This window comes from Streptomyces sp. NPDC031274, assembly GCF_055570235.1.
This window is the reverse complement of record NZ_JBVIHP010000049.1, coordinates 17442-32061: the sequence shown is the minus strand read 5'-3', so window position 1 is coordinate 32061 and position 14620 is coordinate 17442. Positions and strand designations below refer to the sequence as shown.

At 72.0% G+C, this 14620-nt stretch carries 8 protein-coding genes; 3 read left to right on the top strand and 5 right to left on the bottom strand.

Going from position 1 to position 14620, the window contains the following annotated elements; all coding sequences use genetic code 11:
• Nucleotides 1-310: 310 nt before the first annotated feature.
• On the bottom strand, nucleotides 311-859 hold the full coding sequence (locus tag ACZ5CR_RS42510; protein WP_249589073.1) for a MarR family winged helix-turn-helix transcriptional regulator: 549 nt from the start codon (nucleotides 857-859) through the stop codon (nucleotides 311-313).
• A 115-nt stretch (nucleotides 860-974) separates the two neighbouring features.
• On the opposite strand from ACZ5CR_RS42510, the gene ACZ5CR_RS42505 reads away from it, so the two are divergent.
• Nucleotides 975-2255: an MDR family MFS transporter gene (locus ACZ5CR_RS42505; RefSeq protein ID WP_468868251.1), complete on the top strand. Its 1281-nt coding sequence runs from the start codon at nucleotides 975-977 to the stop codon at nucleotides 2253-2255.
• A 36-nt stretch (nucleotides 2256-2291) separates the two neighbouring features.
• On the opposite strand, the gene ACZ5CR_RS42500 is transcribed toward ACZ5CR_RS42505, so the two are convergent.
• Both ACZ5CR_RS42500 and ACZ5CR_RS42495 read right to left on the bottom strand, forming a co-directional pair.
• On the bottom strand, nucleotides 2292-3965 hold the full coding sequence (locus tag ACZ5CR_RS42500; protein ID WP_468868247.1) for an ATP-binding SpoIIE family protein phosphatase: 1674 nt from the start codon (nucleotides 3963-3965) through the stop codon (nucleotides 2292-2294).
• A 142-nt stretch (nucleotides 3966-4107) separates the two neighbouring features.
• Nucleotides 4108-5466: an NAD(P)/FAD-dependent oxidoreductase gene (locus ACZ5CR_RS42495; protein ID WP_468868244.1), complete on the bottom strand. Its 1359-nt coding sequence runs from the start codon at nucleotides 5464-5466 to the stop codon at nucleotides 4108-4110.
• A gap of 374 nt (nucleotides 5467-5840) precedes the next feature.
• On the opposite strand from ACZ5CR_RS42495, the gene ACZ5CR_RS42490 reads away from it, so the two are divergent.
• Together ACZ5CR_RS42490 and ACZ5CR_RS42485 are read left to right on the top strand one after the other, a co-directional pair.
• A complete protein-coding gene (locus ACZ5CR_RS42490; RefSeq protein WP_468868239.1) occupies nucleotides 5841-6611 on the top strand; it encodes a TetR/AcrR family transcriptional regulator in 771 nt (256 codons plus the stop codon).
• 260 nt (nucleotides 6612-6871) lie between these two features.
• Nucleotides 6872-8833 carry a sigma-70 family RNA polymerase sigma factor gene (locus tag ACZ5CR_RS42485; protein WP_468868237.1) on the top strand — a complete coding sequence of 654 codons (1962 nt, stop codon included), beginning with the start codon at nucleotides 6872-6874 and terminating at the stop codon, nucleotides 8831-8833.
• Between the two features lie 141 nt (nucleotides 8834-8974).
• Here ACZ5CR_RS42485 and ACZ5CR_RS42480 read toward each other — a convergent pair whose 3' ends face one another.
• Entirely contained in the window at nucleotides 8975-12208 is a 3234-nt protein-coding gene (locus ACZ5CR_RS42480; protein ID WP_468868234.1) for a BTAD domain-containing putative transcriptional regulator, read from the bottom strand.
• 79 nt (nucleotides 12209-12287) lie between these two features.
• Entirely contained in the window at nucleotides 12288-14384 is a 2097-nt protein-coding gene (locus ACZ5CR_RS42475) for an asparagine synthase-related protein (RefSeq protein ID WP_468868231.1), read from the bottom strand.
• Between the last annotated feature and the right edge of the window lie 236 nt (nucleotides 14385-14620).

The following is a 14620-nucleotide window of genomic DNA, read 5'->3' as shown; positions in this document are numbered from 1 at the left end:
TTTCCCTTTCCGGCGAGTCCGACTCTATCAGATCCTTTCGGGCCTGATTCCCAGTCAGCGGGGCTTGTCTTCCCGGCTGTTGGGCCGTTCCGACGTCTCAAACTCTAGCGGTTTTTCCCGGCGACTCATAATCGAGCCGTGGAATTGAAATCGGGCATGCCGAAATCGTTCCCGTTGGGATGTCATGCAGAGTTTGTTTTGCCGCGTCTCAGCGGCTGGAGTGGCTGTCGCAGAACCGTTACGGCTCCGTGGCAACCCGAAGAACTTTACGGATCGAGTGGGTGACTGTCAAACACCCGAGGTCGAGCACTCAGTCCAGGTCGGTGAGGCGTCCGCCCGCGTCCGGCTGGGCGTGCTCCACCCTGCGTAGAAGACGCGTCAGTACTTCCCCGAGAGCCCCGCGCTCCTCCTGGGACAGGTCCTGGAGGAGGTCCTCCTCGAAGACCGTGGCCAGGCGCATCGCCTCAAGCCACTTCTCGCGGCCCTCCGCGGTGAGCTCGACGATCACGCGCACGCGGTTGTTCTCGTCGCGGTCCCTGGTGACCAGCCCTTCCGTCACCATGCGGTCGATGCGGTGGGTCATGGCCGCCGGTGTGAGGCCGAGGCCTTTGGCGAGCTCGCCGGGGCCCATTTGGTACGGGGCGCCGGAGAGGACGAGGGCCTTGAGGACCTCCCACTCGGCGTTGCTGATGCCGAGGGTCGCGGTCTGCCGTCCGTAGGCGACGCTCATCCGCCGGTTGAGGCGGCCGAGGGCCGAGACGATCTCCTCGACCTGGGGGTCGAGGTCCTGAAACTCCCGCTGGTAGGCGGCGATCTGCTCTTCGAGAGTCGGCTCACTGGGGCCGGGAGTGTCACCCATGGCCGCAGTATGGCACGGCCTCGCTTGGCGTTGAAGTCCTTCTGTGTGTATTGTTTAGCTTCTAACTTTAGCTTCGAAGTCTTCACTCCTAAGGCAGGTGAAAGTGACCAGGGCGATGGGCGCAGCGATGCGTCGTATTCAGGTGGGCAGCGCGCTGAGCGCGTTCGGCGTGGGGTTCACGGTTCCGTTCCTCTACGTGTACGTGGCGCAGGTGCGGGATCTGGGGGCCGGGACAGCGGGCATCGTGCTCGCTGCCTTTGCCATGGCCGCGTTGATCGTTCTGCCCGTCACCGGGCGCGTCATCGACCGGCGCGGCCCGCTCCCCGTACTGATGGGGGCGGCGCTGACCGCTTCGGTGGGTGCCCTCGCCCTGGGCCTCGCGAACAGTGAACCGACCGCGATCGTCTCGGCTGCTCTTCTCGGCGCCGGTACCGCGGTGATGCAGCCCGCGCTCGCCACGATGATCGTCTGGTGCTCGACGCCCACCACGCGCACGCGTGCCTTCGCGATGCAGTTCTTCCTGCAGAACCTGGGCCTGGGCATCGGCGGGCTCATGGGCGGCCAGATCGTCGACGAGCACGACCCGGGCAGCTTCATCACGCTGTTCTCCATCGAGGCCGTGATGTTCCTGGTGCTCGCCGCGATCGTCGTCACCGTGCGGCTTCCGCACGCGCCGTCCATCCAGGACGCCGTGCCCACGGACGGGTCCGCCCCGCAGAGCGGTCTGCGGGCGCTCCTGCGTCACAAGGCGATGGTGCAGCTGTGCGTGCTCGGCTTCGTGCTCTTCTTCGCCTGCTACGGCCAGTTCGAGTCGGGCCTCTCCGCGTACGGCGTGGAGGCGGCCGGGATCTCGCCGTCGACGCTCGGTATCGCGCTCGCCGCCAACACGGCCGTGATCGTCGTCGCGCAGTTCGCCGTCCTGAAGTTCGTCGAGCGGCGCAAGCGGTCCCGGGTGATCGCGGCCGTGGGTCTCATCTGGGCCGTCGCGTGGCTCGCGGCCGGTTACGCCGGGCTCGGGCACGGCAGCCAGGCCATGGCGACCGCCGCGTTCATCTCCACGTACGCGCTCTTCGGGCTCGGTGAGTCGATGCTGTCGCCGACCGTCGCGCCGCTGGTCGCCGATCTGGCTCCGGCCGGGATGGTCGGTCAGTACAACTCGGCGTTCGCCCTGGTGAAGCAGTTGGCACTCGCGGTCGGTCCCGCGGTCGGCGGTCCGATGGGGGCCGCGCTGCACGGGCCGTACATCGTGACGTTCCTGCTGTTCTCGCTGGGCATCACGGTGCTGGCGGTACGGCTTGGGCGCCGGCTCACTCCCCTGCAGAACCAGCCGTACGTGGCCAAGAGCCGGGTGGTCGCTCAGGGCACCCCGGAGCAGCCCGTACCGGCCAACTCCTAGGGCATCGGCGGGCCACTACGCGCGCGGGAGTGCGATTTACGCTCGCGGGAGCGCGAATTCGCACCAGACCGCCTTGCCGCCTCCCGGCGTGCGCCGTGAGCCCCAGTTCGAGGCGATCGTGGCGATGATGGCGATGCCACGGCCCGCCTCGTCCGCGGGCTCGGCGCGACGGCGGCGCGGCAGGTGGTCGTCGCCGTCCGTGACCTCGATGATCAGCCGGCGGTCCGTGCGGCGCAGCCGCAGGCGCATCGGCGGAGTGCCGTGCTGGAGGGAGTTGGCGACCAGTTCGCTGGCCGCCAGGACTCCCAGGTCGTGCAGTTCGGGCGGGAAGCGCCAGCTGGCGAGGACGCCGGTCGCGAAGGCACGCGCGCGTGGCGCCGCTTCCACGCCACCGAGCAGCTCCAGGGCCGCGTTCCGGAACAGTTCGGCGTCCAGGCCGGTGCGCGCCGGGTGCTGGATGACGAGTACCGCCACGTCGTCGTCGTGGTCGGCCGTCACCCCCAGGGCGCGGATCAGGCGGTCGCAGACCACCTGGGGTGTGCCGGTGGCGCCCGCGAGGGCGCGCTCCAGGGAGGCGACGCCTTCGTCGATGTCCTCGCTGCGCCGCTCGACCAGGCCGTCCGTGTAGAGGACGGCGGTCGAGCCGGGGCCGAGCGGGACCGAGCCCGAGGTGTGCTGCCAGCCGCCGGTGCCGAGCGGCGGGCCCGTGGGCTCCTCCGCGCGGTGGATCACGCCGCCCTCGTCCCGTACGAGAATCGGCAGGTGCCCGGCGGAGGCGTAGACCAGATTGCCTTCGTTCGGGTCGTGCACGGCGTAGACCATGGTGGCGATCTGCATGGCGTCGATCTCGGTGGCGAGGCCGTCCAGGAGCTGCAGGACCTCGTGCGGGGGCAGGTCCAGGCGTGCGTAGGCGCGCACGGCCGTGCGGAGCTGGCCCATGACGGCCGCCGCGCGGACACCGCGGCCCATGACGTCGCCGATCACCAGGGCGGTGCGGCCGCCGCCGAGGGTGATCACGTCGTACCAGTCGCCGCCGACCGCGGCTTCCGTGCCGCCCGGTTGGTACGTGGCGGCGATGCGCAGGTCGTCCGGCTGCTCCAACTCCTGCGGAAGGAGCGAGCGTTGCAGGGTGACGGCCGTCTCGCGCTGGGTGCGCTCGCTGGCCCGCAGCCGCTCGGCGGCCTCCGCGTGGTCGGTGACGTCGGCGGCGAAGACGAGGATCCCGTCGTCCGTGAGCCCGGCGGCGGGGCCGTCCGCGGGGAGCGTCACGGGGGTGCAGGTGAACGTGTACGAACGGCCGCTCGGCGCCTTGCGGGACTTGACCGTGCGCGGCTTGGAGCTGCGCAGGACCTGGTCCATGAGGGGCAGCAGGCCCAGTTCGTCGAGCTCGGGCAGCGCGTCGCGGGCCGGTTCGCCCACCGGGCGCTCGCCGAACGCGGTGGCGTACGCGTCGTTCACGTACGCGATGCGGTGCTCGGGGCCGTGCACCAGGGCGACGAGGCCCGGGATGCGGTCGAGCACCTCGCGGGTGGGCAGTTCGTCGACGCCGGCGGCCGGGGTGAGGGTCGTGCCCTCCTTGCCCCCTCCTTCGGCGCGAGCCGCAGGGACGGAGCTTTCGGCTCGCTGTGGCGGGGAGACCCCCAGGTCGATGCGCGCCGCGGCGCGGCGCTGCGTTCCGGGGAGCCGGGCGCTCCAGCGCGTGAAGTTCACTGCGGTAGGCCTCGTGATGTCGCTTCTGGATCGGGCGGGGATTTCCGGCGGTCCTGGCCCGCCCATGGTCACACGAACAGTCTGGCCGACCGGACTGACATCCGTCAGACGCCGGTGTCCGGCAGGGAGTTCCTGCCTCCGGTCAGGAGGACTCCTTCGGGCTTCTGCCCCCGGCAGCGAGTTCGAACTCCGCACGCGGGTGCTCGAGCGAGCCCAGGGAGACGATCTCGCGTTTGAACAGGCCCGACAGGGTCCATTCGGCGAGCACCCGGGACTTGCGGTTGACGGTGGGCACACGGCTCAGGTGGTAGACGCGGTGCATGAACCAGGCAGGGTAGCCCTTCAACTTCCGTCCGTAGACATGTGCGACGCCTTTGTGGAGCCCCAGGGACGCGACTGAGCCAACGTATTTGTGCGTGTACTCCTTGAGGGGCTGTTCGCGCAGGGACGCGACGATGTTGTCGCCGAGCGTCCTGGCCTGGCGTACCGCGTGCTGGGCGTTGGGAGCGCACTCCTTGCCCGGTTCATCGGCGGTGACGTCGGGGACGGACGCCGCGTCTCCCGCGCCCCACGCGTGCGTGACGCCGTCAACCGTCAGCTCGGCCGTGCAGTCGAGGCGGCCGCGTCCGTTCAGCGGCAGGTCGGTGGCGGCGAGCACCGGGTGCGGTTTGACGCCGGCGGTCCACACGACCGTGCGGGTGGGGAAGCGCGCGCCGTCACTCAGGACGGCGACCCGGTCCTCGCACGAGTCCAGACGGGTCTCCAGACGTACGTCGATGTTGCGGCGCCGCAGCTCACGGACGGTGTACTTGCCCATCTCCTCGCCGACCTCGGGCAGGATCCGCCCGGTGGCCTCGACGAGGATCCACTTCATGTCCTCGGCCTTGACGTTGTGGTAGTACCGCGAGGCGTAGCGGGCCATGTCCTCCAGCTCGCCCAGCGCCTCGACGCCCGCGTAACCGCCGCCCACGAAGACGAAGGTGAGGGCCGCGTCGCGGATCGCCGGGTCGCGCGTCGACGAGGCGATGTCCATCTGCTCGATGACGTGGTTGCGCAGGCCGATGGCCTCCTCGACTGTCTTGAAGCCGACGCCGTGCTCGGCGAGGCCGGGGACAGGCAGGGTGCGAGAGACGGAGCCGGGGGCCAGGACCAGTTCGTCGTACGTGATGTCGACGGCGCCCGAGCCCTCGTCGGCGGTGGCGAGCGTGGTGAAGGACGCCGTGCGCGCGGCGTGCTCGATCGACGTGACCTCGCCGATGACGATCCGGCATCTGTCCAGGACGCGGCGGAGCGGTACCACCACATGGCGCGGCGAGATGGAGCCGGCAGCGGCTTCGGGCAGGAATGGCTGATAGGTCATATACGGATCGGGCGTCACCACCACGATCTCCGCTTCGCCCCGCTTCAGCTCCGGTTTCAGCTTCCGCTGGAGGCGCAGAGCGGTGTACATGCCGACGTAGCCGCCGCCCACAACAAGAATGCGCACAGGTTCCTTCACCATCCCATGACGCACGCACCTCAGGAGTTTGTCCACAGCCTCGACAATTTGTGTGACCGGCCGCGGCGCGCGGCACGGCGTGCGTGCGGCGCCCCGGCAGATGAAAGGTGTGCAGGTCAGCGAGGAGAAGAGGGGGTGAGCGAGGTGGATCATTCGGGTAGGAAACGGTGCGTACTCCGATCGGGGGGCGCACCGTGCGGAACCCACCTCTTCTGAATTGACTCTGCCTCAACTATGTTCGTGAGTCGTCGGGGTGTCGGGGGATGCGCTCGTCGGGTCCAGCTACAGGATCCGGGATTCGGGTTCGATCCTCACACTCCGGTTGCCAATGGCGGGGAGAGTCTCCGGGGGGAGACGTCATTACCGGGGGAAGACGTATGCATATTCAGGAATCTCACTGGACTTCCAGCACGGCGTCGGCATCAGCCGTCGCCACCAGCGGGAACGGACGCGCCATGGGGGACGGACCGCGTGCGACGCCGCTGCGTGTGGACGCACAGCGCAATCTCGAGCACGTACTTCGCGCGGCGCGCGAGGTCTTCGGCGAGCTGGGATACGGCGCTCCGATGGAGGACGTGGCCCGGCGCGCACGAGTCGGCGTCGGCACGGTCTACCGGCGGTTCCCCAGCAAGGACGTACTGGTGCGGCGCATAGCCGAGGAGGAGACCTCCCGGCTGACCGACCAGGCACGTTCGGCGCTCGGTCAGGAGGACGAACCGTGGTCGGCGCTCTCGCGCTTCCTGCGGACGTCCGTCGCATCGGGCGCGGGGCGGCTCCTGCCGCCTCAGGTGCTGCGGGTGGGCGTCGCGGACGAGGTCGCGGAGGCACGGGACGACGAGGCGCGCGTGCCGCAGCAGCGGCAGGCGGCCGTGGCCGCTCCCGAGCTGCGGCTCGTCGAGCAGCGCCCGGCTCCGGCTCAGGAACCGGCGGTCGAACCGGGGGCGGTCGCGCTCCTGGACGTCGTCGGGCGGCTCGTGGAGCGGGCGCGGGCGGCGGGCGAACTGCGCCCGGACGTGACCGTGGCGGACGTGCTCCTGGTGATAGCCACGGCGGCGCCCTCGCTGCCGGACGCGGCGCAGCAGGCTGCGGCCTCGTCGCGGCTGCTCGACATCCTGCTCGAGGGTCTTCGCTCACGCCCCACGGTCTGAACCAGCCCGAGAACGGCCGCGAACGGCCCGCGAACGGCACAAAGCGGCACAAGGGCGACACAAGGGTGAAGTGAGGACGGCTCAACTGCCGGTCGACACGTGGCGGTTGAGCCTTCCCCGAATGGGTGAACGGTAGTGCTCGAATACGGGAAGTCACCTCGGAAGGGTGGTTGACCGTCATCGCCGTCGGCCGCGGCACGCCCGTGTGGCAGTCTTTCCCGGATGGCCGGGTCTGAGTGTGCAAGCGGGGGCTTTCCGCGATGAGTGGTGACGGGCGGGACGAATCGTCCTCCGCCTTGGGCGGGGAGGCCGGAGGGCTGCCTCCTCGGCAGGTGCCGAGCCAGGGCGGTCCCGGAACCGGTGGCGGACCTGGATCTGTAGCCGGAGCCGGAACCGGAACCGGTGGAGAGCTTGGAGCCGCGGGCGGGCTTGGCCCCGTGGACGGGCCCTCCGGGGCGGATCCCAGCGTCCCGCCGCAGCGCGAAGGCGTCCGGAGCGACGGCCCGCCGCCCGACAGTGACTTGATCGCCCGGATGCGCTCGGGCGACGACACCGCGTACGAAGAGCTGTACCGAAGGCACGCAGAAGCGGTTCGCCGGTACGCCCGCACCTGCTGCCGGGACGCGCACACCGCCGACGACCTCACGGCCGAGGTCTTCGCGCGGATGCTGCAGGCGGTCCGGGGCGGCAGCGGGCCCGAGCACGCGGTGCGCGCCTATCTGCTCACCACGGTGCGCCGGGTCGCCGCCGGGTGGACGAAGTCGGCGAAGCGGGAGCAGCTGGTCGAGGACTTCGCGGTGTTCGCGGCGCAGGCCTCCCGCAGCTCCGAGGTCTCCGACGACGACACTCTCGACCTGGGCGCGGACGTGCTCGCGATGCACGAGGCCGAGCAGTCCATGGCCATGCAGGCGTTCCGGAGCCTCCCGGAGCGCTGGCAGGCCGTGCTGTGGCACACGGAGGTCGAGGACGAGTCCCCCAGCGACGTCGCCACGCTCTTCGGCCTCGACGCCAACGGCACACGGGTGCTCGCCAAGCGGGCGCGCGAAGGGCTCAAGGAGGCGTATCTCCAGGCCCATGTGAGCACCACCCTCGCCCAGAACGAGGAGTGCGCGCGCTACGCCGACCGGCTCGGCGCCTACGCACGCGGCAGCCTGCGCACCCGGGCCGAGCGCGGCCTGCGCAAGCACTTGGAGGAGTGCGCCAAGTGCCGCCTGGCCGCGGGCCAGATCAAGGAAGTCGCCAGCGGTATCCCCGGTGTCGTGCCGATCGCGGTCATCGGCTGGTTCGGTGCCGCCGGGTACGCGAAGGTGGCCGCGCTCGTCGGCGGTGGCGCCGCGGGAGCGGGTGCCGCCGGTGCGGCGGCGGCGAGCGGCGGCTCGTCCGGTGGTGCGGCCGGTGGCGGTGCCGCCGCCGAGGGGCTCGGTGCGCCCGCCAAGGCCGGTATCGCCGCGGGTGTGGTCGTCGCGGCGGCCGCCGCTGTGGCCCTTGCGCTCACCGCGGGCGGGGAGAAGCCCAAGGACCTGCCGAGCGCCGGGAAGCCCCCGGCCGCGGAGCCCGTCGCGCCGAGCAAGCCGCCGCCCCCGAAGCCGAAGCCCAAGCCCAAGCCCGAGCAGCCCGTCGCCGAGAAGAAGCCGAAGCCTCCCCCGAAGCAGGCTCCCGAGCCGAAGCCCAAGCCGAAGCCGACCCCGAAGCCCAAGCCGACGCCCAAACCTCCGGCCCCCGAGCCGAAGCCGACGCCCACACCGTCCAAGCCGAAGCCCAAGCCGCCGCCTCCGCCGCCGCCCGCGCCGTCGGTCTACCAGTGGAGCGAGCTGCGGTACGGCGTCGTCGGTGACGGCACCAAGCCCGAGATGCGGCTCGGCGAGAGCAGCTGGGTCTGGCAGCGCTCCGGCCTGTCCATCGCGAACACACGGTACGGCCACGGCGTGACCGTCCATGGCCAGTCCTCCGTCACCATCGACCTGAACCGCGCGTGCTCGACGTACGACGCGGTCGTCGGTGTCGACGACATGACGCTGGGCCTCGGCAAGGTGCGCTTCTCGATCTTCGGGGACGGTGTACGGCTGTGGCAGTCACCGCTGGTCAAGGGCGGCGACCCGGCGGTTCCTGTGCAGGTGAACCTCAGCGGGCGCGAGACGATCCGCCTGGTCGTCGAGCCGCACTCGCCGTTCGACACGGCCGCGCTCGCCGACTGGGCACAGTCGCGCTTCCGCTGTACGTGAGCAGCTGTAAGTAGGCGGCTGTACGCGCGTCGCGTTACGTAGGCTGCGGGTCCGGTTCAGCTCGGGTCGAGTCTGGTCGGGTCGGGTCGGGTCGGGTCAGCTCGGCCCAGTACAGCCCAGTACAGCCCAGTTCAGCCCAGCTCAGCCCAGCTCAGCGAGGACGCCATCGGCGGTGAGTTCGGCACCCGCGGCGCGCTCGGCCTCGTACCGGCGGGGGCCGAGTGCGGCGAGCGCCGCCGTCTCGACCTGTTCGGCCTCGGCGAGCCCCGGCATCGGGCGCGGGAAGCCGCTCCGCAGCCGGGTGCCGAAAGCCAGCAGGCGGACCGCGCGCGCGTGGTTGCCGAGCCTGCTCACGAGGCTGGCTCCGCCGTCCACCAACGACGCGACGACCAGCTCCGCGCACTTGCTCTCCAGGGCCATCCGCAGGCCTTCGGCGAGCACCGGCAGCGCCCGCTCCGGGCCCGACTCGGCGGCCACGACCTTGGCCTCCAGGCTTCGGAGGTCCGCTTCGAACTGCGGCGGCGGGTTGCCGCGCCCGGCGTCGGCGCGGGACTCGTCGCACAGGGCACGGGCCTTCGCGATGTCGCCGTCGTCCAGCGCCATCAGCGCTTGGAACATCCGCATGAACGCCCGGGAGTCCGCGACGCCGTAGCGGTCGGCCTCTTCGCCCGCCTCGTGGAGTGCCTTCGCCGCCACATCGCGCTGGCCCTTGCGGTACGCGATCTCAGCCAGCCGGACGATCAGGAAGGGTGCCTCGGCGTAGGCACCCACCTCGTAGGCGAGCCGCAGCGCTTCCTCGTACTCGGCGCGGGCCTCGTCGTGCCGGCTGCGGGCCATCGCGGCCTCGCCCGCCGCGCTGGAGACCTGGGCGCGCATCCAGCGGTCACCCGCCCGTCCGCTCAGGACGCGCAGCTCCGCGAGGTCCTCGTCGACGCCGGTCAGATGGCCGGGCGCGTCGACCGCGACGTGCGCGCGGAACATCAGGCTGACGCCGAGCTCCCAGTCCCCGCCGTACTTGCGGCAGTTGGCGACCGCCGCGTCCATATGGGGCTTGGTGTCCTCGATGCTGTCGAGGAAAAAGACCGTGAACGGCCAGATGAGACCGGGGAATCGGGCCGCCGCCGGGACCGGCCGCGCGAAGGCGTCCCGCACCCGCCCGACGTACGCACGGCCCTCGTCCCCCGTGAAAGCCTCCTTCTCCCTGGCCTCCATGACCAGGAAGAGGTGCAGCATGCGCAGGCTCATCCACGGCCAGTAGAGCGGGTCGTCCTTGGCGGCGGCGTCCGTGGCAGCGGCGTCCGTGGCGGCGGGGACCCCGTCCGGCTCTTCGGGCGGGGGCATCGGTGGTGCCAGGCGCAGGATGCGGGTGACCCACTCCGTGCCCTCTCTGCGGTAGTTCCGCAGCCACCAGAACCAGCCGATGCCCAGGGCGATCGCCAGGGCTGCTTCCTCTTCACGGGACTCGACCGTGCGCTGAAGGGCCGCGCGGATATTGTCCAGGTCGGTCTCCAGGCGCTGGATCCACGGGAGTTGCTCCGCCGAGCGGAGCAAGGGATCGGCCTTCTCGATCAGGGCGCGGATGTACGCGGTGTGGCGGTGGCCCGCCGCGGTGCGCAGGACCGGCGTCTCGGCGGCCCGCTCGGAGGCGTACTCGTGGATGGTCTCCAGCATGCGATACCGCATGTCGCCCCTGGCCGTGGGCTCGGCGATGAGCAGGGACTTGTCCACGAGGGCGCCGATGAGGTCGGCGGCGGGCCCGGTGCAGACCGCCTCGGCCGCCTCGATGCCCCAGCCGCCCGCGAAGACGGACACCTCGCGCAGCACGGTCCGCTCGGGCTCGTCGAGCAGGTCCCAGGACCAGTCGACGACGGCACGCAGGGTCTGCTGGCGGGGCAGGACCGTGCGGCTGCCGCTGGTGAGGAGGCGGAAGCGGTTGTCGAGGCGGTCGGCGATCTGCCGGGGGGTGAGCAGGCGCAGACGGGCCGCGGCCAGCTCGATGGCGAGCGGGAGGCCGTCAAGGCGGCGGCAGATCTCGGCGACGGCGTCGCTGTCCTCCTCCGGGGCGAAGTCCGGCCGCACGGCCATGGCGCGCTCGGTGAAGAGGCGGTGCGCCGGGTCGGGCGGGAGCGGTTCGACGGGGCGGACGAACTCGCCGGGCACGCCCAGGGGTTCACGGCTGGTGGCGACGACGGTGAGGCCGGGGCAGTGCGTGAGGAGGGTCTGGGCGAGGTCGGCCGCGGCGCCGATGACGTGCTCGCAGTTGTCAAGGAGCAGGAGCAGGCTGCGCGGGGCGCAGTACTCGATGAGCAGGGCGACCGGGTCGTCCTGCGGCACCGTCAACTCGCTGGTCATCAGCACGGTCTCGCGCAGACCGAGCGCGCTGACGACAGCGCCGGCGACCGCCTCGGGCCGATCGAGCGGGGCGAGCTCGGCCAGCCATGCCTGCGGATGCCCGGCGGCGGCTTCCTCGGCGAGGCGGGTCTTTCCGGAGCCGCCGGGGCCGGTGAGGGTGACCAGGCGGGCTCGTCGTAGATCTGAACGGATGGCGGCGAGTTCGGGTTCCCGGCCGACGAAAGAGGTCAGGCGGGGCCGGAGGTTGCCAGCCCGCTGAGGTCGCTCCGGCCGCTCCCCGGGTCCCTCTCGTCCGTCGGCGGCCGGGTCGAGCAGTTCCGCGTGCAGAGCCCGGAGTTCCGGGCCCGGATCGGCGCCGAGGGCGTCGGCGAGTGTGCGGCGCGCGCTCTCGTACGCGGCCAGGGCGTCGGCGCCGCGGCCCGCGTCGCGCAGGGCGCGGATCAGGAGGGCGTGCAGCGCCTCGTCGTACGGCTGAGCGGCGGTGAGCTCCCGCAGCTCCGGTACGACGTCGGAGGCGCCGCCCAGGAGCAGATCCGCCTGCACGCGCGCGCGAGTGGCCTCGGCGAGCAGCGCTTCTGGGCGGGTGGCCGCGCTGCGGTCGGGCAGGTCGGCGAGGGCGGGGTCGTGCCACAGGGCGAGCGCTTCACGGAGGGTGCGGGCGGCTGACGCGGGGTCCTGACGGTCCAGGGCCGCCCTGCCCTCACGTACGAGGCGTTCGAAGCGGTGCAGGTCGACGTCTTCGGGGAGGGCGGTGAGTCGGTAGCCGCCGAATTCCGACGCGATGGCGTTCTTGCCGAGGGCGCGGCGCAGACGGCCGATGAGGGCCTGGAGGGCGGCGGGGGCGTCGGCAGGGGGCTCGTCGTCCTGTGCCCACACCTCCGCGATGAGGGTTTCCGCGGGGACGGTGCGGTTGGCGCGGAGCGCGAGGGTCGCCAGGAGGGCGCGGAGCCGTCGCCCGCCGATGGGCAGGGGCGCCCCTTGTTCGTCGTACGCCTCGGTGGCGCCCAAGATTCTGTACCGCACGGGGTCATTCTCGCTGGTGTGGTGGGTCGGGGCGCGGGGGTTTCCTCTCCTCGGGCGCGCCAGTCCGCCCCTGCCCCCGCTACCGCCCGGCCCCCAACGCGCCCCTCTCCGGCACCACACTCCCCGTAGGGACGGCCCGCTGCCGTGCGGGGGTGCCCGTCCAGCACGTTCCCCGGCGGGAGAGCAGGCGGCGCAGCCACAGTTCGGTGGCGACCAGATCCGCCAGGCCGTCGAGGGGCAGTGGTTCGCCCTCCGCCGCCGCGCGCAGCGCCTTGCGGACCACGCGGGCCTCCACCAGGCCCGCCTGCGCGAGCAAGGGCGTGTCGAACAGGGACAGCAGGTCGTCGAGGGCCACCCGCAGGCCCGTCCGCGCCGCCGCGGCGGACGACGCGTGGGACGGTGCGCCCCAGCCGGGCGGCAGTTCGGCCACTCCGGCGCCTTCCAGGACCGTACGCAGGATGGCCGCGCGGGCGCCCGGCTGGACGCGCAGGGCGACGGGGAGTGCGCGGCAGGCCCGGACCACCTGGTTGTCCAGGAACGGTGCGTGCAGGCGCTGGAAGCGGACCTCGGCCGCCTGCTCCAGGACGCGCAGGTCCGCCGCGTGCCGGGCGAGCGCCGCGCGGGCGCGGAATTCGCCGGGGCGCTGGCCGGGTCCGGCGCCGGGGCGCCCGGTCGTGTCCTGGAGACGAACCGATACTTCAGCCAGCGCCTCGCCCGTCAGCCAGCGCGCCGCGGGCCCCGGCCTGGCCCACGCGAGGGCGGCCATCGACGCACCCACCGCCCCGCCCGGTTCGTCGAAGCGGCGCTGTAGAAGACGGTCGGCGAGGGATTCGACGCCCGCGCGGTACGGCATCCGGGAGAGTTTGCGTGCGGCGCCGTACACGCGCGCGGGGACCATGACGGAGCCCGGGGAGCCGTCCGCCTTCGCCAACGCCGCGACGGGGCGCACCAGATGGCGCCGCCTGCGGTCCATCAGGAGGTCGGCGAGGCGGGCCGGATGGGCATCGAGCACCTGCCGGGCGCCGTACCCCGTGAAGTGGTCAGCGCTGCCCGAGGTGAGCCGCGCGCGGTGGCGCTGGGCCGTGACGAGGGCGGAGCTCGGCTCGTCCGTCAGAGGGCCTTCCAAGTCCGCGTAGGGGAGGGCCTCTTCGCCCGCGGTCACCACTACGTGGTGCAGGCGCGGGTTGGCCGCGATGGCGCCCGCCCGCTCCAGCTCGGCCTCGCGGCCTTTGCTCGCCAGGTCGTTGAAGGTGACGGCAAGGAGCCGCTCCCCCGCGCCCGTGCCATGGCCGAGCACCGTTCCCGGCATCCCGGGGAGGCCGGCGGCGAGCAGCGCGAGGGTGGCGGACGCGGGTCCTCCGGAGAGGTCGGCGCCGATGCCCGGTACCGGCATCCCGCGTGCCGCCCGCCGCTCGGCGGGCCCCATGCCGGGCACGGGACCCGGGTCGGCGTCCGCTCCGGGGACGTGCCGCGGGGCGGCGAGTCGGGTGCGTACCGCCTCCACGAGGGCGTCACGGACGCCGTCCACCGCGGTGGACGCGTCGGCGGCGGGCGCGGCGACCGCGAGGGACGCCACGTGTTCGTACCCGGCGATCTCCCGTGCGCCGGCGCGCAGGACCAGGGCGTGCCCCGGTGGCACGCGCCGCACGCCCTGGTAGGGCGTCGAGTCGTGCAGCGCCTCCGGCACGTCGGGCGCGGCGAGCAGCGCGGCGAGGTGGCCGATGTCCAGGTGGGCCTCGATGAGGTCGGCAAGGGGCAGCGCGGCCGTCGCGAAGGCCGTGCCGGAGGCCCAGGGGGTGTAGAAGACGGGGCGCGCCCCTGCGAGGTCACCGGCGACCATGACACGGCGCCCGACCTGCACGACCGCGGTGTAGCTGCCGGACCACGCGGTCAGGTGCCGCAGGGCGCCGCCTCGGGCCGCGAACAGACCGACCCTGAGCTCCTCGTCGCTCGCGCCGCAGGTACCGAGGACCGCGATGCGGGTCTGCCCGTCGGCCGTGACCGTGCGCACCTCGTCGGAGCGCCAGTCACCCACCGCCCAGAGCGGATCCGGGTCGCCCCAGAGGAGTTGGGAGCCCACGGGATGAACGGTCTCGCCGTTCTCACCGGTGGCCCCGGCCGAGCCCACCACCGAGGGTTTCGCGGCAGTGCTGCTCCACCCCACCAACCACCGCATTGTTGCCTCCACAGCCTGTGGACAACCAGCGCATCGAAGAACTGGGGGCCCATGCTGCCACGAAGGAGGCGCGCGGGAGTGCCTATGGGGGTGCTCGCGCTCCCCTTAATCTGCCCCGGAGGAGCAGTACTTGAAGGGCACGACCATGCCCTTCTGCTTGTTCGGGGGTGCAATACCCCCACCTCCGAAGAGGCGATTTTCAGCCAAATCGGCGGATGGCGCTCGCGTGACGGAAC

Excerpts from the sequence above, each read along its gene's own strand:
- ACZ5CR_RS42505 (WP_468868251.1), top strand. The coding sequence starts at position 975 with ATGGGCGCAGCGATGCGTCGTATTCAGGTGGGCAGCGCGCTGAGCGCG.
- ACZ5CR_RS42495 (WP_468868244.1), bottom strand. The coding sequence starts at position 5,466 with ATGGTGAAGGAACCTGTGCGCATTCTTGTTGTGGGCGGCGGCTACGTC.
- ACZ5CR_RS42475 (WP_468868231.1), bottom strand. The coding sequence starts at position 14,384 with ATGCGGTGGTTGGTGGGGTGGAGCAGCACTGCCGCGAAACCCTCGGTG.
- ACZ5CR_RS42490 (WP_468868239.1), top strand. The coding sequence starts at position 5,841 with ATGCATATTCAGGAATCTCACTGGACTTCCAGCACGGCGTCGGCATCA.
- ACZ5CR_RS42485 (WP_468868237.1), top strand. The coding sequence starts at position 6,872 with ATGAGTGGTGACGGGCGGGACGAATCGTCCTCCGCCTTGGGCGGGGAG.
- ACZ5CR_RS42510 (WP_249589073.1), bottom strand. The coding sequence starts at position 859 with ATGGGTGACACTCCCGGCCCCAGTGAGCCGACTCTCGAAGAGCAGATC.